Source organism: Streptococcus infantis (assembly GCF_001579645.1).
Lineage (GTDB): Bacteria > Bacillota > Bacilli > Lactobacillales > Streptococcaceae > Streptococcus > Streptococcus infantis_E.
Genome location: NZ_KQ970821.1, coordinates 118,352 through 137,281, shown reverse-complemented (window position 1 = coordinate 137,281; position 18,930 = coordinate 118,352). Strand labels below are relative to the sequence as shown.

General features: G+C 40.8%; 24 protein-coding genes and 1 pseudogene. 21 read left to right on the top strand and 4 right to left on the bottom strand.

Annotated features, from left to right (window positions below; translation table 11 throughout):
- Positions 1-68: 68 nt before the first annotated feature.
- From SINDD18_RS07075 to SINDD18_RS11405, 8 genes and pseudogenes are all read left to right on the top strand, one after another.
- Positions 69-524 carry a GNAT family N-acetyltransferase gene (locus SINDD18_RS07075; protein ID WP_061863648.1) on the top strand — a complete coding sequence of 152 codons (456 nt, stop codon included), beginning with the start codon at positions 69-71 and terminating at the stop codon, positions 522-524.
- Between the two features lie 85 nt (positions 525-609).
- Entirely contained in the window at positions 610-1,359 is a 750-nt protein-coding gene (gene truA, locus SINDD18_RS07070; protein ID WP_061863613.1) for a tRNA pseudouridine(38-40) synthase TruA, read from the top strand.
- A complete protein-coding gene (locus tag SINDD18_RS07065; RefSeq protein ID WP_000794744.1) occupies positions 1,349-2,122 on the top strand; it encodes a bifunctional hydroxymethylpyrimidine kinase/phosphomethylpyrimidine kinase in 774 nt (257 codons plus the stop codon). Before truA ends, SINDD18_RS07065 begins: the two co-directional genes overlap by 11 nt.
- On the top strand, positions 2,100-2,561 hold the full coding sequence (locus SINDD18_RS07060; RefSeq protein WP_061863612.1) for an ECF transporter S component: 462 nt from the start codon (positions 2,100-2,102) through the stop codon (positions 2,559-2,561). Before SINDD18_RS07065 ends, SINDD18_RS07060 begins: the two co-directional genes overlap by 23 nt.
- Before the next feature lie 57 nt (positions 2,562-2,618).
- The gene (locus SINDD18_RS07055; RefSeq protein ID WP_024053574.1) at positions 2,619-2,843 is read left to right on the top strand and encodes a YqgQ family protein; all 225 of its coding nucleotides are present in this window, start codon (positions 2,619-2,621) and stop codon (positions 2,841-2,843) included.
- A gap of 5 nt (positions 2,844-2,848) precedes the next feature.
- Positions 2,849-3,229, top strand: coding sequence for a rhodanese-like domain-containing protein (locus tag SINDD18_RS07050; RefSeq protein WP_006149793.1), 381 nt, complete (start codon positions 2,849-2,851; stop codon positions 3,227-3,229).
- Between the two features lie 92 nt (positions 3,230-3,321).
- Complete coding sequence (locus SINDD18_RS07045) at positions 3,322-3,549, top strand: hypothetical protein (RefSeq protein ID WP_061863611.1); 228 nt, start codon at positions 3,322-3,324, stop codon at positions 3,547-3,549.
- Positions 3,550-3,745: 196 nt separating this feature from the next.
- Positions 3,746-3,935: pseudogene (locus tag SINDD18_RS11405) on the top strand (DUF4190 domain-containing protein).
- Positions 3,936-3,977: 42 nt separating this feature from the next.
- On the opposite strand, the gene SINDD18_RS07040 reads toward SINDD18_RS11405, so the two are convergent.
- Positions 3,978-4,703 carry a pseudouridine synthase gene (locus tag SINDD18_RS07040; RefSeq protein WP_061863610.1) on the bottom strand — a complete coding sequence of 242 codons (726 nt, stop codon included), beginning with the start codon at positions 4,701-4,703 and terminating at the stop codon, positions 3,978-3,980.
- A gap of 161 nt (positions 4,704-4,864) precedes the next feature.
- On the opposite strand from SINDD18_RS07040, the gene typA reads away from it, so the two are divergent.
- Together typA and SINDD18_RS07030 are read left to right on the top strand one after the other, a co-directional pair.
- Positions 4,865-6,706, top strand: coding sequence for a translational GTPase TypA (typA, locus tag SINDD18_RS07035; protein ID WP_061863609.1), 1,842 nt, complete (start codon positions 4,865-4,867; stop codon positions 6,704-6,706).
- A gap of 19 nt (positions 6,707-6,725) precedes the next feature.
- A complete protein-coding gene (locus SINDD18_RS07030; RefSeq protein ID WP_061863608.1) occupies positions 6,726-6,980 on the top strand; it encodes a DUF3165 family protein in 255 nt (84 codons plus the stop codon).
- A 53-nt stretch (positions 6,981-7,033) separates the two neighbouring features.
- On the opposite strand, the gene SINDD18_RS07025 is transcribed toward SINDD18_RS07030, so the two are convergent.
- The gene (locus SINDD18_RS07025) at positions 7,034-8,002 is read right to left on the bottom strand and encodes an aromatic acid exporter family protein (RefSeq protein WP_061863607.1); all 969 of its coding nucleotides are present in this window, start codon (positions 8,000-8,002) and stop codon (positions 7,034-7,036) included.
- A gap of 64 nt (positions 8,003-8,066) precedes the next feature.
- Positions 8,067-9,272, bottom strand: coding sequence for a serine/threonine transporter SstT (gene sstT, locus SINDD18_RS07020; RefSeq protein WP_061863606.1), 1,206 nt, complete (start codon positions 9,270-9,272; stop codon positions 8,067-8,069).
- Positions 9,273-9,422: 150 nt separating this feature from the next.
- Here sstT and SINDD18_RS07015 point away from each other — a divergent pair, with 150 nt between their 5' ends.
- The 11 genes from SINDD18_RS07015 (at position 9,423) to SINDD18_RS06965 (ending at position 18,640) form a co-directional block, all read left to right on the top strand.
- Positions 9,423-9,989, top strand: a complete 567-nt coding sequence (locus SINDD18_RS07015; RefSeq protein ID WP_049528040.1) for a mechanosensitive ion channel family protein — start codon at positions 9,423-9,425, stop codon at positions 9,987-9,989.
- 51 nt (positions 9,990-10,040) lie between these two features.
- The gene (locus SINDD18_RS07010; RefSeq protein WP_061863605.1) at positions 10,041-10,946 is read left to right on the top strand and encodes a magnesium transporter CorA family protein; all 906 of its coding nucleotides are present in this window, start codon (positions 10,041-10,043) and stop codon (positions 10,944-10,946) included.
- A 16-nt stretch (positions 10,947-10,962) separates the two neighbouring features.
- A complete protein-coding gene (locus SINDD18_RS07005) occupies positions 10,963-11,490 on the top strand; it encodes a YqeG family HAD IIIA-type phosphatase (protein WP_049503426.1) in 528 nt (175 codons plus the stop codon).
- Positions 11,491-11,492: 2 nt separating this feature from the next.
- The gene (yqeH, locus tag SINDD18_RS07000) at positions 11,493-12,599 is read left to right on the top strand and encodes a ribosome biogenesis GTPase YqeH (RefSeq protein WP_061863604.1); all 1,107 of its coding nucleotides are present in this window, start codon (positions 11,493-11,495) and stop codon (positions 12,597-12,599) included.
- A gap of 210 nt (positions 12,600-12,809) precedes the next feature.
- Positions 12,810-13,121, top strand: a complete 312-nt coding sequence (gene yhbY / locus SINDD18_RS06995) for a ribosome assembly RNA-binding protein YhbY (RefSeq protein ID WP_000060171.1) — start codon at positions 12,810-12,812, stop codon at positions 13,119-13,121.
- A 49-nt stretch (positions 13,122-13,170) separates the two neighbouring features.
- Positions 13,171-13,800, top strand: coding sequence for a nicotinate-nucleotide adenylyltransferase (locus tag SINDD18_RS06990; protein WP_061863603.1), 630 nt, complete (start codon positions 13,171-13,173; stop codon positions 13,798-13,800).
- On the top strand, positions 13,800-14,393 hold the full coding sequence (yqeK, locus tag SINDD18_RS06985; RefSeq protein ID WP_061863602.1) for a bis(5'-nucleosyl)-tetraphosphatase (symmetrical) YqeK: 594 nt from the start codon (positions 13,800-13,802) through the stop codon (positions 14,391-14,393). The genes SINDD18_RS06990 and yqeK overlap by 1 nt, the downstream gene beginning before the upstream one ends.
- Positions 14,394-14,744: a ribosome silencing factor gene (rsfS, locus tag SINDD18_RS06980; RefSeq protein ID WP_061863601.1), complete on the top strand. Its 351-nt coding sequence runs from the start codon at positions 14,394-14,396 to the stop codon at positions 14,742-14,744. It begins immediately after the preceding gene.
- 217 nt (positions 14,745-14,961) lie between these two features.
- The gene (locus tag SINDD18_RS06975; RefSeq protein WP_061863647.1) at positions 14,962-15,702 is read left to right on the top strand and encodes a class I SAM-dependent DNA methyltransferase; all 741 of its coding nucleotides are present in this window, start codon (positions 14,962-14,964) and stop codon (positions 15,700-15,702) included.
- Positions 15,703-15,711: 9 nt separating this feature from the next.
- The gene (locus SINDD18_RS06970) at positions 15,712-16,809 is read left to right on the top strand and encodes a nucleotidyltransferase (RefSeq protein WP_061863600.1); all 1,098 of its coding nucleotides are present in this window, start codon (positions 15,712-15,714) and stop codon (positions 16,807-16,809) included.
- A 217-nt stretch (positions 16,810-17,026) separates the two neighbouring features.
- Positions 17,027-18,640, top strand: a complete 1,614-nt coding sequence (locus SINDD18_RS06965) for a ribonuclease Y (RefSeq protein WP_061863599.1) — start codon at positions 17,027-17,029, stop codon at positions 18,638-18,640.
- A gap of 71 nt (positions 18,641-18,711) precedes the next feature.
- On the opposite strand, the gene SINDD18_RS06960 is transcribed toward SINDD18_RS06965, so the two are convergent.
- A partial coding sequence (locus tag SINDD18_RS06960; protein ID WP_153014439.1) for a DUF4839 domain-containing protein occupies positions 18,712-18,930 on the bottom strand: 219 nt, incomplete at its 5' end.

Below are 18,930 nucleotides of genomic sequence, written 5' to 3'. Positions count from 1 at the left end.
TTATTAATTCGGAAAAAATAAGAGAAAGAGTATAATAGTTGGATAAAGGAGAAATTTTAGAAGCAAATATGAAAATTCACTTTGAAAAAGGACTTCAGATAGAAAATGCCCAACTCATTTGTCGCTGGTCTAATGCTTTGGGAGAAAGTTTTCAGAAGCAATGGATGGGACCCAAAATTTCTTGTCCCTTGATTGTCCAATCCTTACAAAAGCTGGAAGGAATTTTTTCCATTTTTGCTGATGAAGAGTTTGTAGGTGTCATCCAGAAAATCAGGCTAGAAGACAGGAATCTTCATATCGGGAGATTTTTTATCAATCCTCAGAAACAGGGGCAGGGCTTAGGTAGCCAGGCTTTAAGGAAATTTGTTAGTTTGGCCTTTGAAAATGAAGACATAGATACTATTTCTCTAAATGTCTACGAGGCAAATCAAAGAGCAAAAAATCTTTACCAAAAAGAAGGATTTGAAATCGTTCAAATAGTTGAGGCACCTGTACGAAAATATATGATGATAAAATCTAGATAAGAATTAGATTATATCAATATTTGTCCCCGTACAATTTTTGGTTTTCAAACTTGTTGCAGAGAAATTTTCTTGATAAAATAGATATATGACTAGATATAAAGCAATCATTTCCTATGATGGTTACGCCTTTGCTGGTTTTCAACGGCAACCACACGCGCGTAGTGTCCAAGAGGAAATTGAAAAAACTTTAACCAAATTAAATAAAGGGAAGGCCATTACCATCCATGGTGCAGGGCGAACGGATAGTGGTGTTCATGCCTTAGGGCAGGTCATCCACTTCGATCTCCCCTATCAGATGGATGAGGAAAAGCTTCGCTTTGCTCTTGATACTCAAAGCCCTGAAGATATCGATGTGATTTCGATTGAGATTGTGGCTGATGCTTTTCATTGCCGTTATGCCAAGCATAGCAAGACCTATGAGTTTATCGTGGATAGAGGGCGTCCTAAAAATCCTATGAGACGTCATTATGCCACCCACTATCCCTATCCACTAGATGTGGAACGCATGCAAAAGGCTGTGAAGAAATTAGAAGGAACTCATGATTTCACCGGTTTTACTGCTGCCGGAACTAGTGTGGAGGACAAGGTAAGAACGATCACGGAAGCCAGTCTTAGGGTTGACGAGACCGGTCAATTTTTGACCTTTACCTTCTCAGGTAATGGTTTCCTCTATAAGCAGATTCGAAATATGGTCGGGACCTTGCTGAAAATTGGTAACAACCGTATGCCAATTGAGCAGATTGACCTCATCTTGGAGAAAAAAGACAGACAGTTGGCAGGACCAACTGCAGCACCTAATGGATTGTATTTAAAGGAGATTCGTTATGAAGAATAATCGTATTTTAGCACTTTCAGGAAATGATATTTTTAGTGGTGGTGGACTAGCTGCTGACCTTGCGACCTATACTTTAAATGGTTTGCATGGTTTTGTAGCTATGACTTGTTTAACTGCTTTGACGGAAAATGGTTTTGAGGTCTTCCCGACAGATGAGACTATTTTCCAACAACAGTTGGATAGTCTGAAGAGCGTAGACTTTGGAGGGATTAAGATTGGTCTCTTGCCGACTGTTGGTGTTGCTGAGAAAGCATTGAATTTCATCAAGGAAAGATCAGGAGTCCCTGTCGTTCTGGATCCTGTATTGGTTTGTAAGGAAACGCATGATGTTGCAGTCAGCGAACTCTGTCAAGAGTTGATTCGCTTTTTCCCTTATGTATCTGTGATTACTCCTAATCTTCCTGAGGCAGAGTTGCTTGCAGATCAAAAGATTGAAAGTCTGGATGATATGAAAGCTGCAGCTCAGAAATTACATGGCTTAGGAGCGCCAGCAGTCATTATCAAGGGAGGAAATCGTCTCAGTAAGGATAAGGCTGTGGATGTCTTTTATGATGGAGAGAATTTCACTATTCTTGAAAACCCAGTCATTCAAGGACAAAATGCTGGGGCAGGATGTACCTTTGCCTCAAGCATTGCTAGTCAGTTAGTCAAGGGAGAGGAACTCTTACCAGCAATTGAAACTTCCAAAGCCTTTGTTTACCGTGCCATTGCACAAGCAGATCAATATGGAGTGAGACAGTATGAAGCAAACCAAAACAACTAAAATTGCCCTAGTATCTATCTTAGCAGCCAGTTCTGTCGTATTGGGGTATTTTATAAAAATCCCAACACCAACTGGATTTCTAACACTTTTGGACGTTGGAGTCTTCTTCACAGCCTTTTACTTTGGAAGCCGTGAAGGAGCCGTTGTCGGAGGGTTAGCAGGATTTCTCATTGATCTCATTTCAGGCTACCCTCAGTGGATGATTTTTAGCTTAATCAATCATGGTTTGCAAGGCTATTTTGCAGGCTTTAAAGGGAAATGGCAATGGTTAGGATTAGTCTTGGCGACTCTATTCATGGTAGCTGGTTATGCCTTGGCATCAGCTTGGATGAATGGTTGGGGAGCAGCCATACCGGAAATCATCCCAAATCTCTTGCAAAATATCGTTGGAATGACTCTAGGCTTTCTCCTTTGTCATAGTGTGAAGAGATTCAGATAATAGTGAAAAAGGAATCCTCTGCGGGAACTATTGAAAAAACTCTGATAATTTGCTAAAATGAAAGCTATGAAAACACTCTACGATGTGCAGCAATTTCTCAAACAGTTCGGTATTCTTGTCTATATGGGTAAACGTCTCTATGATATTGAGCTGATGAAGATTGAACTATCTCGAATCTATGATGCAGGCTTGATGGACAAGCTGGATTATCTTGAAGCGGAGGCTGTTCTGCGCAGAGAGCACAAACTAGAATTAGACTATTTAGAAAAAAATGGAGATTAGGTATTATGGTAACTTGGGTTTTGTGGGGACTTGTAGTAGCGATGTTGGCTTGGATGGGATACAACTATCTTCGCATTCGTCGTGCAGCAAAAATTGTAGACAATGCAGAGTTTGAGTCTTTGATTCGTACAGGTCAGTTGATTGACTTACGTGATCCAGCTGACTTCCACAGAAAACATATCCTCGGAGCTCGTAATATTCCTTCAAATCAATTGAAGACAAGTCTTGCAGCTCTTCGCAAGGATAAACCTGTCCTTCTATATGAAAACCAACGTGCGCAACGTGTTACAAATGCAGCACTGTTTTTGAAAAAACAAGGTTTCTCAGAAATCTATATCCTTTCTTACGGATTGGATTCTTGGACAGGGAAGGTGAAATCTAATTAACAATGTGAAAAAAACTTGTCACATATGTTTAATATAGAAAATCGATTTTTTATGGTATAATAGTAATATAAATTTTAAGGAGTTTTTTGAAGATGAAAGAAAAGAAAAAACCATCACTTGTTTTAGGTATCCTATCTATCGCCCTTGGTTTGCTATCTCCAATCGTAGGTCTCGTTTTGGGGATCATTGGTCTAGTCTTGGCTAATTCACATCAAAAAGAATCTGAATTAGACTATAAAACAGAACGAATTCTTAATATCGTAGGGATTGTAGTTTCTGTAATTAACTGGGTTGCAGGACTCATCTTAATGATGCACTAATCAGGATTCTAACAAAAAAATAAAGATAAAGCTTTTTTTGTTTTATCCACTCTTCTCGGTTCAAGAACCGAATAACATAGTGCTAACATTTTTCACCCAATTGATAAAGCCGATTTTTATGGTATTATTCATTTGTGTTTAGTTTAAGGAGTTTTTTGAAGATGAAAGAAAAGAAAAAGCGTCACTTGTTTTAGGTATCTTGTCTATCATTCTTGGTTTGCTTTCGCCAGTGGTAAGTTTGATTTTGGGGATTATTGGTCTAGTCTTAGCTAACTCACATCAAAAAGAATCTGGACTAGACTATAAGAGAGAAAAAAATGTCCATCCTAGGGATTGTAATTTCTGCACTTCACTTTATTTTAGGTGTTATGCTATTTGTACTCTAAAGAAGATTTAAAAAAGCTTTATTTGTTTAAAGCTTTTTTGTTTTATCCACTATTTTCTAAGTATGTTTTAATAATCTGCAGTTCTTCTTTGTTTAGAGGTCGGAAATCACCTTCTGCTAGGTCAGAGTCTAACATAAAATCTCCAAATTGAACTCGTTTTAGGGCAGTGACCTTGACATCAACAGAGAGGAACATTTTTTTGACTTGATGAAACTTTCCTTCAGAGATGGTGATAGTGGCTTTGCTGAGACTAGGACTTGAGGATAAAATCTCAAGTTGAGCAGGTTTACAGATAGTTCCATCAAGAAAGACAATCCCATCTTTAAACTCTTGAATATGGTCGGGAGTTAGTGGCCCATTGACCTCTACTTGGTAAGTTTTATCGACATGGTATTGAGGATGGAGGAGTTGAAAACCTAGAGGCCCATTGTCCGTTAAGAGGAGGAGTCCTGTCGTATTCCGATCCAGACGACCGATGGCGTAGAGTTGATCAGACTGGAGATGCTGAGGAAGGAGGTCCATGACCGTTGGGAGTTTCTTATCCTTGCTTGCAGTTACGACTCCATTTGGCTTATGGAGCATGAGGTAGGTGTGTTCGTATCCTTGAATTCTTCTTCCTTGGAACATCAGTTCTTGAAGTCCTGTATCAACATTCTGTGCAAGGGAACGAGCAGCGTGTCCATCAACTAAAATTTCTTTTTTCAAAAGAGCTTGTTTCATGGCTTTTCGACTGATTTTTTCCTGGGCTAATAATTTATCTAAACGCATACCAGCCTATCTTATCACAAGTCGCTTGCTTTGAAAAGGCTTGAAGTGAAAAGAAAAGTACAGTGAAAACATTTACACTTACTTGAGTTAAGTCATTTGCTCAAAATTGTGGTATAATCGTTCAGTTAGAAAATAAATTTTTGAATACAATAGAGGAAATCATGACAAAATTAAGAGAAGATATCCGTAATATCGCGATTATCGCCCACGTCGACCACGGTAAAACTACCCTTGTTGATGAATTGTTGAAACAATCTGAAACTCTTGACGCGCGTACAGAGTTGGCAGAACGCGCAATGGACTCAAATGATATTGAAAAAGAGCGTGGGATTACCATCCTTGCGAAAAATACAGCAGTTGCCTACAACGGAACTCGTATCAACATCATGGACACACCAGGGCACGCGGACTTCGGTGGAGAAGTTGAACGTATCATGAAAATGGTTGACGGTGTTGTTTTGGTCGTAGATGCCTACGAAGGAACCATGCCACAGACTCGTTTCGTATTGAAAAAAGCCTTGGAACAAGACCTTGTGCCTATCGTTGTGGTTAACAAAATCGATAAGCCATCAGCTCGTCCAGCAGAAGTAGTAGATGAAGTCTTGGAACTTTTCATCGAGCTTGGTGCGGATGATGACCAGCTTGACTTCCCAGTCGTTTATGCGTCAGCTATCAACGGAACATCTTCATTGTCAGATGATCCAGCAGACCAAGAAAAGACTATGGCGCCAATCTTTGACACTATTATCGACCACATTCCAGCTCCAGTTGATAACTCAGATGAGCCCCTTCAATTCCAAGTGTCACTTTTGGACTACAACGACTTCGTAGGTCGTATCGGTATCGGACGTGTCTTCCGTGGTAGTGTAAAGGTTGGGGATCAAGTTACCCTTTCTAAATTAGATGGTACAACTAAGAACTTCCGTGTCACAAAACTCTTTGGTTTCTTTGGTTTGGAACGTCGTGAAATTCAAGAAGCTAAAGCTGGTGACTTGATTGCCGTTTCAGGTATGGAAGATATCTTCGTTGGTGAAACAATTACTCCTACAGACGCAGTTGAAGCTCTTCCAGTTCTTCACATCGATGAGCCAACACTTCAAATGACCTTCTTGGTCAACAACTCACCATTTGCTGGTCGTGAAGGTAAATGGGTCACTTCTCGTAAGGTTGAAGAGCGCCTTCAAGCAGAATTGCAAACAGACGTTTCCCTTCGTGTTGAACCAACTGACTCACCAGATAAATGGACTGTATCAGGACGTGGGGAATTGCACTTGTCAATCCTTATCGAAACAATGCGTCGTGAGGGTTATGAGCTTCAAGTATCTCGTCCAGAAGTTATCGTAAAAGAAATTGATGGCGTCAAATGTGAACCATTTGAGCGCGTGCAAATCGATACTCCAGAAGAATACCAAGGATCTGTTATCCAAAGCCTTTCTGAGCGTAAGGGTGAAATGTTGGATATGATTGCAACAGGTAACGGTCAAACTCGTTTGGTCTTCCTTGTTCCTGCGCGTGGTTTGATTGGATACTCAACTGAGTTCTTGTCAATGACACGTGGTTACGGGATCATGAACCATACCTTCGACCAATACTTGCCATTGATTCCAGGAGAAATTGGTGGACGTCACCGTGGTGCTCTCGTTTCTATCGATGCTGGTAAAGCAACAACCTACTCAATCATGTCGATCGAAGAACGTGGTACTATCTTTGTCAACCCAGGTACTGAGGTTTACGAAGGAATGATCATCGGTGAAAACTCTCGTGAAAATGACTTGACTGTTAATATCACGAAGGCAAAACAAATGACTAACGTTCGTTCTGCTACTAAGGACCAAACAGCGGTTATCAAAACTCCTCGTATCTTGACACTTGAAGAATCACTTGAGTTCTTGAATGACGATGAGTACATGGAAGTAACGCCTGAATCGATTCGTTTGCGTAAACAAATCCTTAACAAGGCAGAGCGTGAGAAAGCAAACAAAAAGAAAAAATCAGCTGAATAAGAGCTAGAAAGAGATAAAGATGGTCTATTTAATCATAGGGATACTCTTATTACTACTCTATGTATTTGCGACACCTCAAAGTATCAAGGGGACGGTCAATGTTGTAATATTAGTCTTTGGACTTGTTGCCCTCGTAATCTTGTTGCTCTTGTCTGCCCTACAGATTTTCCAACTTCCAGTAGAAATCTTTATTACATTGGGAATGCTGGCTCTTACTTACTTTAGTTTGAGAGACATCAGTCTCATGTCGATTCGAAAGAAGCGCGAAAATTAAATCTATTCATAACAAAAAACTTCTATCAGCAACTCAGTTGCCGATAGAAGTTTTTATTTGTTACTGTTTTTGTCAGAATAACGGTTGTAGAAATCTACTTTTATCTGGATAAAATGTTCTAATTCACGAAAGAGTTGTAGAAGCGTAGCCCGTGTCTCAAACTCTTCTCTAGTTTTAGGGAGAGATCGATTGCGAAACACCTCTAGGTAGCTTTCAATATCATTCAATAAGTCGTAGGCTGGATTGGTTTGACTCAGTTGGCTAGCTGTTTTTGAAAAGAGCTGAGCGACAATCAAACTCTCACTAGCGGCTAGTTGGCATGTGTTAATCTGTTGAGCCATATTTCTTAAGATACGCGTTTGTCTTTGTCGCATCTCAAAGTAGTGAATATGATAATCTGTCTGGTGAAAGAGATGGTCAGAATGATCGAGGTAAACTAGCTTAAGAGCATCCTCAAGTAGTTGATCAAGTTCGTTGACTAGTTGAGCCTGATTACGGCCATCTCCTCTTTTCAGATAGTAAGAAAGCCGTAGAAGAACATCTCTGAGTTTTTCTTCAACAAGAGTATGATAATGTTGAATTTCTTTTTCACGTGAGGGCATATAGAGATTGACAGTCAAGGCAAATCCCGTACCGATAAGAAATAGGAGGAGCTCATTCACTAGCAGATCTGGTGATGTAGACTTCTGAACCAAGAGATGACTGACCAGGACACTACTCGGGGTAATGCCAATTTCCCAGCCGAATTTATAGGCAAGGGGAACATAGAGGGCCAAATAGAGACCGAAACTCCAGATATGGTAGCCAGTCAGGTGAAAGGAAAGGACACCAATGAAAAGAGCAAGAAGGGTAGAGAATAGACGATTGCGAGCTAGTTTTATAGTGCTTCTACGAGTATCAGACAAGCTCAAAAGGGCAATGATACCAGCTGACACTGCTGAAGATAAATCGAGAAAGTAGGCTAGAACACAGGCCAAACAGGTTGCCAGAACGAGTTTAAAAGTACGTTGGGTGATAGACATGAGACATTTCCTATAATGAATGATAGAAACCAGACAAAACAAGCCCTAAAAAGGCTTGTCTAGATTATTTTTTGTGAGCAGAGGAAAATTCTGCTACTGCTGTAAAGAGGACATCTGTTGAAGAGTTGAGGGCTGTTTCGCAAGAGTCTTGAATAACACCAATAACGAAACCAACACCCACAACCTGCATAGCAATATCGTTGGTAATCCCAAAGAGACTGCAGGCAACTGGGATAAGTAGGAGTGAACCTCCGGCGATTCCTGAAGCACCGCAGGCAGAGATGGCTGCAACGATACTGAGTACAAAGGCTGTTGCAAAATCAACTGAGATTCCTAGAGTATTGACAGCTGCTAGGGTTAAGATGTTGATGGTAACAGCAGCTCCAGCCATATTGATGGTTGATCCCAAGGGGATTGAGACAGAATAGGTATCTGGATTAAGACCTAGATCCTCACAGAGTTTCATATTAACAGGGATATTAGCAGCGGAACTTCGGGTGAAAAAGGCTGTAACGCCACTGATACGCAAGCATTTCCACACCAAGGGATATGGATTTTTCTTGATAAAGAGAAAAGCAATCAGAGGATTGATCACTAGGGCAACGAAAACCATAGTGGCAATCAAAAGTCCGAGTAAGATTCCGTAATTTGCTAAACTCGCAATACCTTGGCCAGAGATGGTTTCGAAGACTAACCCGAGGATACCAAATGGCGCAAGGTTAATGATCCATTCGACGATTTTTGAAGTCACACTGGCCATTGTTTTGAGTAGCTCCTTGCTATTTTTGCTAGCTTCACGCATGGCAATTCCAAAGACGATAGCCCAAGACAAAATTCCAATATAGTTAGCTTCGATGATGGCATTGACAGGATTATCTACTATTTTCAGTAGGAGATTGCTGAGTACTTGTCCGATGCCGTCTGGAGGAGTAACTTCTGTACTAGCACTACTCAAGATCATCTGAACAGGGAAGAGAAAGCTAGCCAAAACTGCTACAAGAGCCGCAGCAAAGGTCCCCAGCAAATAGAGGAAAACGACTTTTTTCATATTGCTATCTTGGCCTTTCTGGTGTTGGGAAAGGGCATTAGCGACTAAAGCAAAAACCAGGATAGGAGCGATGGCCTTTAGTCCTCCTACAAATAAATCTCCCAATAAACCGATGCCAGTAAGATTAGGAACGAGTAGACCTAGAATAGCTCCCAAGGTCATTCCAATCCCGATACGTTTGATAAGATTTGTTTTGTTCCAAGCACGAATAATTCTTTTCATAGAGGTCTCCTTTTTGTGTATTGTTTATGATTATAGTATAAATATGCTTGAAAAGCAAGTGAGTTATAAGTTTTATTGGAATAAATGAATATTTATGAAAAGGATGACGAGGAAGGATTTATGGTATAATGAATAGAAAAGGAGTTTTATATGCAAGAATTTTTTCAACGTTATCTGGATAAATTAGATGTAACAACTGTTTTAGAGAATCTCTTGACCAAGGTGATTTCTCTTCTACTTCTTATCCTTCTATTTTATATAGCTAAAAAGTTCCTCCATGCTGCTGTAAGAAAGATTGTCAAACCTTCACTTAAATTTTCAAATCGTGATGCTGGTAGACAGAAGACTATTTCTCGTTTGCTTGAGAATATTTTTAATTATATCCTTTATTTCTTCTTGATTTACTGTATCTTGTCTATCTTAGGGTTGCCTGTTTCTAGCTTGCTTGCAGGTGCGGGGATTGCTGGGGTGGCTATCGGTATGGGAGCACAAGGTTTTCTATCAGATGTCATCAATGGCTTCTTTATTCTCTTCGAGCGCCAGTTGGACGTTGGAGATGAGGTTGTCTTGACCAATGGCCCGATTACCGTATCGGGAAAAGTCGTTAGTGTAGGAATTCGGACGACTCAACTGCGAAGTGATGACCAAGCTCTCCATTTTGTTCCTAATAGGAATATCACCGTCGTTAGCAATTTTTCAAGAAAAGACGAGGACTGAAATTTTACCTGATTTATGGTACAATAGAAAGAGTTTGACAGAGGAGAAATGATGGTTTTAGATAAACAATTAGGAAATGGTTGTACCTGGATAAATCTTGATATCGAAAAAATTAAAAATCTTGAAGATTTATCTGAAATCTATGGTTTGGATAAGGAAACCATCGAATATGCTCTGGATAGAAATGAAAGAGCCCACATGGATTATAACCGTGAGAATGGGACTGTGACCTTTATTTATAATGTTCTTGACCTAGAAAAAGACAAGGAATACTATGAAGCCATTCCCATGACCTTTATCGTTGAAAAACAACGAATCATCACAATCAGCAATCATAAGAATGCCTATGTGATTGAACGTATGCTAACTTATCTGAAAACTCATGAAATTATTTCGATTTACAAGTTTCTCTTTGCTGGTTTAGAGATTATCAGTAACGCTTATTATCCTGTCATTGAAGAGATGGATAAAAGTAAGGACGAAATTAGTGCCTTGCTACGTCAAACTACAACAAAGAAAAATCTCTTCGCCCTCTCTGACTTGGAGACTGGTATGGTTTACTTGACAGCAGCAGCAAAACAAAATCGACTCCTCTTGGAACATATCCAGGGCCATGCTCTTTATCGGAGATTTAATGATGTTGAACGAGAGCAGTTTGATGATGCGATGATTGAAGCCCATCAGTTGGTGTCTATGACAGATTTGATTTCTCAAGTTCTTCAACAACTGTCAGGGTCTTACAACAACATCCTAAACAATAACCTGAATGATAGTTTGACAATTTTGACTATTATCTCCGTCTTACTAGCAGTACTTGCGGTTATTACAGGTTTTTTCGGAATGAATGTTCCTCTACCATTTACAGAAGAGCCAAATGCTTGGATTTATATCTTAATGGCTAGCTTGATTTTATGGGCGGCCTTATCTCAATGGCTGAAGAAAATTACTAGAAAATAAAAGAAAAGGAGCCAGAATGGCGATTGAAAATTACATGCCAGATTTTGCTGTGGAAGCAGTTTATGATCTGACAGTCCAAAGCCTGCAGGAGCAGGGAATCAAAGCTGTTTTGGTGGATTTGGACAATACCCTGATTGCTTGGAATAATCCAGATGGAACAGTAGAGATGAAGCAATGGTTGCATGATCTGCGTGATGCTGGGATACGTATCATTGTGGTATCTAATAATACTCCCAAACGTGTCAAACGAGCAGTTGAAAAATTTGATATTGACTATGTTTATTGGGCACTGAAGCCCTTTACTTTAGGAATTAACCGTGCCATGAAACATTTCCACTATGAAAAAGACCAAGTGGTCATGGTTGGCGACCAGCTGATGACCGATATTCGAGCAGCCCACCGAGCAGGCATTCGCTCGATTTTGGTCAAACCCCTGGTTCAGCACGACTCTATTAAGACTCAGATTAACCGAGCGCGTGAGCGTCGTGTGATGAGAAAAATCGCTGAAAAGTACGGCCCTATTACTTATAAAAAAGGAATCTAATTATGGAAGAAATTCTCTGTATTGGTTGTGGAGCAACTATTCAGACTACAGATAAGACTGGTTTAGGTTTTACACCTCAGTCAGCACTTGAAAAAGGTTTGGAAACTGGAGAAGTTTATTGCCAACGCTGTTTCCGTCTTCGTCATTATAATGAAATCACTGATGTTCAGTTAACGGATGATGATTTCCTCAAACTCTTGCACGAGGTAGGAGACAGTGATGCCTTGGTGGTCAATGTGATTGATATCTTTGATTTCAATGGCTCTGTTATCCCAGGATTGCCACGCTTTGTGTCAGGTAATGATGTGCTCTTGGTTGGAAATAAAAAAGACATCCTTCCTAAGTCTGTTAAGCCTGGTAAAATTAGCCAATGGCTCATGGAACGTGCCCATGAAGAAGGACTTCGTCCAGTCGATGTTGTCTTGACTTCAGCGCAAAATAAGCACGCCATCAGAGAAGTAATCGATAAGATTGAGCACTACCGTAAGGGACGTGATGTTTACGTAGTTGGTGTGACCAATGTCGGGAAATCAACCCTTATCAATGCTATCATCCAGGAGATCACAGGTGACCAGAACGTCATCACAACTTCACGCTTCCCAGGAACAACATTGGACAAGATTGAGATTCCACTTGATGATGGTTCTTATATCTATGATACACCAGGAATTATCCATCGTCATCAGATGGCTCACTACTTGACGGCCAAAAATCTCAAGTATGTCAGCCCTAAAAAGGAAATCAAACCTAAAACCTACCAGCTCAATCCAGAGCAAACCCTATTTTTAGGTGGCTTGGGACGATTTGATTTCATTGCAGGAGAAAAGCAAGGATTCACAGCTTTCTTTGACAATGAACTCAAACTTCATCGTACCAAGCTAGAGGGAGCTAGTTCTTTCTATGACAAGCACCTCGGAACCCTTCTGACACCACCAAATAGCAAGGAAAAAGAAGATTTTCCAAAACTGGTCCAGCATGTCTTTAATATTAAAGACAAGACAGACCTAGTTATCTCAGGACTAGGCTGGATCCGCGTAACAGGCACAGCCAAAGTCGCCGTCTGGGCCCCAGAAGGCGTCGCAGTCGTCACAAGAAAAGCAATTATTTAAACACAGAAAGGGAAGAGTTATCTTTATAAAGGCGAGCATGGCGAGCCCATAGAAGATACTTTTCGCCGTGGTGTTAGTTGGTACAAGTGATTGTACCAACTGCGGAAAATTTGAGACCTTAGGCTCAAATTTTAGTCATGAAAGTCCAGAGGACTTTGCTGACGTCCGTCACCACTTCAGAAAAGTATAAAAAACTCTTTTAAATGAATTATGTCATTAACATCGAAACAACGTGCCTTCCTCAACAGCCAGGCACACACCCTCAAACCCATCATCCAAATCGGGAAAAATGGACTCAACGACCAAATCAAAACCAGCGTTCGTCAGGCACTTGATGCCCGTGAATTGATCAAGGTTACACTCTTGCAAAATACAGATGAAAATATCCACGAAGTAGCTGAAATCTTGGAAGAAGAAATCGGTGTGGATACAGTCCAAAAAATCGGCCGTATCTTGATTTTGTATAAGCAATCAAGCAAGAAAGAAAATCGTAAGATTTCTAAAAAAGTTAAAGAAATCTAAAAATATACTCCAAAAACTGTTTTTACAGAAGACTAAAGGAGATTAGCCTATGGCAATCGAATTATTAACTCCCTTTACAAAAGTGGAGTTAGAGCCAAAAATCAAGGATAAAAAACGCAAACAAGTCGGTATTTTGGGTGGAAATTTTAATCCCGTTCATAATGCCCATCTGATTGTTGCAGATCAAGTGCGCCAACAGTTGGGATTGGACCAGGTTCTGCTCATGCCTGAATACCAACCACCTCACGTAGATAAAAAGGAAACCATTCCTGAACACCACCGTCTCAAAATGCTTGAATTGGCTATCGAAGGAATCGAAGGTTTAGCTATTGAGACAATCGAGCTAGAACGCAAGGGAGTTTCCTACACCTACGACACCATGAAGCTTTTAACAGAGAAGAATCCAGATACAGATTATTATTTCATTATCGGTGCAGATATGGTAGACTATCTGCCTAAATGGTACCGAATTGATGAGTTGGTGGAACTAGTTCAGTTTGTAGGGGTTCAACGTCCGCGTTACAAGGCAGGGACTTCTTATCCAGTTATCTGGGTGGATGTACCTCTCATGGATATTTCATCTAGCATGGTGCGTGATTTCATTGCCCAAGGACGCACACCTAACTTTCTCCTACCTAAGCCTGTATTAGACTATATCGAGAAAGAAGGACTTTACTGATGGCATACCAAGACTATATCAACTGTTCCCGTGAGGAATTATTGAAAAAAATGGCAGAGCTTCTACCCGAGAAACGTTTGACCCATTGTTTGGGTGTAGAGCGCGCAGCCATTGAACTTGCAGAACGATTCGGAGTGGATGCCGAGAAAGCAGGTCTAGCAGGTCTCCTTCATGACTATGCTAAAAAGTTGTCAGACCAGGAATTTCTAGACTTGATTGACCGTTATCAGCTAGATCCTGACCTCAAAAACTGGGGTAATAATGTCTGGCATGGCATGGTTGGAATCTACAAGATTCAGGAAGACTTGGATTTACAAGATTCTGAAATCCTACGAGCTATTGAAATTCATACAGTCGGAGCGAGTCAGATGACAGACCTTGACAAGGTTATCTATGTCGCAGACTACATCGAGCACAATCGTGCCTTTCCAGGAGTAGATGAGGCGCGTGAAATTGCAGGTCTATCGCTTAACAAGGCGGTAGCTTACGAGACAGCTCATACAGTAGAGCATTTAGCTCACCAAGGATTTCCCATCTATCCCCAAACCCTTGAAACCTATAACGCCTATGTGCACTATTTGAAAGAGGATTAAATGAACGAAAAAGAATTATTAGAACTAGTCGTAAAAGCGGCTGATGAGAAACGCGCGGAGGATATCCTCGCGCTTGACGTACAAGAATTGACCAGTGTGACAGACTATTTTGTTATCACTAGCTCAATGAATAGCCGTCAGTTGGATGCTATCGCTGACAATATTCGTGAAAAAGTAGCGGAAGCAGGCTTTAAAGGCAGTCATGTCGAAGGTGATGCAGCTGGAGGCTGGGTCTTGCTAAACCTCGGCAGTGTCGTTGTGCATATCTTTTCAGAAGAAATGCGTGCCCACTATAATCTAGAAAAACTTTGGCATGAGGCTGCCTCTGTAGACCTCTCAGAAACTTTATAGTCTTTTCCTTTATCTTTTATTACGGCGTTAACTCATTTTGCCTAACTCTAGTTATGCCTGCAATTTGTTGCCTAGTACTAAAAGCAAACGAAAAGACTATAGCGTTACAATTGAACTCAGTTGCAGTCAACTGGGTTTTATTTGCTTATTTTAGAAAAATTGATTGAAAGGTAAAGGGCGAGTGGTGTTTGCCATGGACGCTCTTGGTATCATGATTATGGCAACTTATGAAACCTTTGCGGCGGTCTATGATGCGGTCATGGACGATAGTTTATATGATAAATGGACGGATTTTTCTCTGCGTCATTTACCTAAGGCTAAGGAGAGAAAGAAACTCTTGGAATTGGCTTGTGGGACAGGCATCCAGTCCGTTCGCTTTTCGCAAGCTGGTTTTGATGTGACTGGACTTGATTTGAGTGCGGATATGTTGAAGATTGCTGAAAAGAGAGCGGCTTCAGCCAAGCAAAAGATTGATTTCATTGAAGGCAATATGCTGGATTTGTCCAAGGCTGGTAAATACGACTTTGTCACTTGTTATTCGGACTCTATCTGCTACATGCAAGATGAAGTGGAGGTTGGAGACGTCTTTAAGGAAGTGTACAATGCCCTCAATGAAGATGGCGTCTTTATCTTTGATGTGCATTCGACTTACCAGACAGATGAGGTCTTCCCAGGTTATTCTTATCATGAAAATGCGGAAGACTTCGCTATGCTTTGGGATACCTATGAGGACGAAGCTCCTCACTCAATCGTGCATGAACTGACCTTCTTTGTCAAGGAAGCAGACGGTTCCTTTAGTCGTCATGATGAAGTTCATGAGGAACGAACTTATGAAGTCTTAACCTATGATATTTTGCTGGAGCAGGCTGGATTTAAGTCCTTCAAACTCTATGCAGACTTTGAAGACAAGGAGCCTACAGAAACCAGCACCCGTTGGTTTTTCGTCGCGAAGAAGTAGGAGGTTACCATGACCATTACAGGTATTATTGCGGAGTTCAATCCTTTTCATAATGGCCATAAATACCTGCTGGAACAGGCAGATGGACTGAAAATCGTAGCCATGTCTGGAAATTTCATGCAACGTGGAGAGCCTGCTATTGTGGACAAGTGGACACGGGCTCAGATGGCGCTGGAACATGGTGCGGATTTGGTAGTGGAATTGCCCTTTTTAGTCAGTGTTCAGGCGGCGGATTTTTTCGGCCAAGGTGCTGTGGCTATCTTGGAACGGTTAGGGATTGACACTCTGGCATTTGGGACAGAAGAAGTTCAGGATTACCAGCAAATTGCTGATTTATACGCAGAACGTGGTCAAGAGATGGAATTCTTCATGGAAAACTTACCTGATTCTCTTTCTTACCCTCAGAAAACCCAAGCTATGTGGAAGGAGTTTGCAGGTCTTGATTTTTCTGGAGATACGCCCAATCATGTTCTTGCTCTCGCCTATGCCAAGGCGGTTGCTGAACGAAATATCAAACTTCATCCAATTCAACGTCAGGGAGCGGGTTACCATTCTGTGGACAAGGATGTTGACTTTGCATCCGCAACAGCCCTCCGTCAGCACCAATCAGACCAGAATTTTCTAGAGCGCTTTATGCCTTCTGTTGCCCTTTTTGAAAATGCTAGCAAGGTGAGTTGGGAAGATTATTACCCTTTGCTTCGCTATCAAATCTTGTCAAACCCTGACCTAACCACTATCTATCAGGTCAATCAAGAAATGGCGGTGCGCATGAAAGAAGCTATCAAGACAGCCCAGTCTGTGGAAGAGTTGGTTGAGGTTGTTGCTACCAAACGCTACACCAAGGCACGTGTACGTCGTTTATTGACTTATATCTTGGTACAAGCCAGAGAATGTGCCTTGCCAGAAGCTATTCATATCCTTGGATTTACCGAAAAAGGCAGGCAACATCTCAAGTCTCTGAAAGAGCAGGTTAATCTAGTTAGCCGAATCGGTAAAGAGCCCTGGGATGCCATGACTCAAAAGGCAGACCAAATTTATCAACAGGGACTCCCAAGTATCGCAGAACAAAATTTTGGTCGAGTGCCAATTAAAATCGAATCAAACTGAGTCTACTTTGAGGTAGGCTTTTTAACTTATTTTTTTCTAAAAAAATCTTTAAAAATTTACTTAGGGAGAATAGCTTATTTTATTAGGGAAAATAAGGTTTTTTAGACTTGAAATGACCAAAACAACTTCAATTTAAGGTTTGTTAAAAATAATTTTTTATGGTAGAATGTATAAGAATGCATATCATTCGGATAAACAAATAAATTGAGGTAAAAACATGGAAATTATGGCGATTGTTATCGTTGTTTTTGCCGTCATCATTGGTTTAGTCATTGGATATGTCAGCATCTCAGTCAAGATGAAATCATCACAAGAGGCTGCAGAGCTGATGCTTTTAAATGCTGAACAAGAAGCAACTAATTTACGAGGACAAGCTGAGCGCGAAGCGGATTTATTACTCAATGAAGCTAAGAGCGAAAGCAAGTCTCTTAAAAAAGAAGCACTATTGGAGGCCAAAGAAGAAGCCAGAAAATACCGTGAAGAAGTGGACGCTGAATTTAAATCAGAACGTCAAGAACTCAAGCAAATCGAAAGTCGTTTGACCGAACGTGCTAGCAGTCTTGATCGTAAAGATGACAATTTGACGAACAAAGAAAAAACACTTGAACAAAAAGAACAAAGTATTTCTGATAGAGCAAAAAACCTTGATGTACGTGAAGAGCAACTAGAAGAAATTGAGAAACAAAAGCAAGCTGAACTAGAGCGTATTGGAACTCTGACTCAGTCGGAAGCAAAAGACATTATCTTGGCCCAGACAGAGGAAAACTTGACTAAGGAAATTGCTAGTCGCATTCGTGAGGCTGAGCAAGAAGTTAAGGAACGTTCAGACAAATTGGCTAAGGATATCTTGTCTCAAGCCATGCAGAGAATTGCTGGTGAGTATGTAGCTGAGTCTACCAACTCTACAGTTCATCTGCCTGATGATACCATGAAAGGTCGTATCATTGGTCGTGAAGGGCGTAATATTCGTACCTTTGAAAGTTTGACAGGGGTTGATGTTATCATTGACGACACTCCAGAAGTGGTAACCTTGTCAGGTTTTGATACTATCCGTCGCGAGATTGCCCGTATGACGATGGAAACCTTGCTTAAGGATGGACGTATCCACCCAGCTCGTATCGAAGAGTTGGTTGAGAAAAATCGTCAAGAGATTGATAACAAGATTCGTGAATATGGTGAAGCCGCAGCCTATGAAATTGGTGCACCAAACCTTCACCCAGACTTGATGAAGATCATGGGACGCTTGCAGTTCCGTACTTCATACGGACAAAATGTCTTGCGTCATTCGATTGAAGTTGCTAAGTTGGCTGGTATCATGGCCAGCGAACTTGGTGAAAATGCTACCCTTGCTCGTCGTGCGGGATTCCTCCACGATATTGGTAAAGCCATTGACCGTGAAGTAGAAGGTAGCCACGTTGAGATTGGTACCGAGTTAGCTCGCAAGTACAAGGAACACCCAGTTGTGGTTAACACCATTGCTAGTCACCACGGAGATGTAGAACCTGAAAGTGTGATCGCAGTCATCGTTGCTGCAGCGGATGCCTTAAGCGCAGCCCGTCCAGGAGCTCGTAGCGAATCGCTTGAAAGCTACATCAAACGTCTCCATGATTTAGAGGAAATCGCGAATAGCTTTGAAGGTGTTCAAAATAGCTTTGCCCTTCAAGCGGGTCGTGAAATCCGTATCATGGTGAACCCAGGTCAAATCAAAGATGACAAGGTCACAATTTTGGCTCACAAAGTTCGTGAGAAAATTGAAAGTAATCTCGATTACCCAGGAAATATCAAGGTAACCGTGATTCGTGAACTTCGTGCAGTTGATTATGCAAAATAAAAAGAACTGAAATCAGAGAGAAATCTGATTTCAGTTTTTTAGTTACTAATTATATAAGAGATAAGTAATGATTATCTAGGTGAAACTTCAATTGGAGATAAAAAGACTAAATCTTGTTTCTCATTATATCCTCCAACCTTAGCTTTTATGTGAACATTTTGTCCTACTTTAATATTTTCACCATTGAAAGATTTGAAAATAGGATTAGAAATAAGACTAATTTCAACAAACTTAAAGTTAGGTCCAGTTGCTTCATCGGGATGATAATCCCAAGAATAAATGGCTCTTTG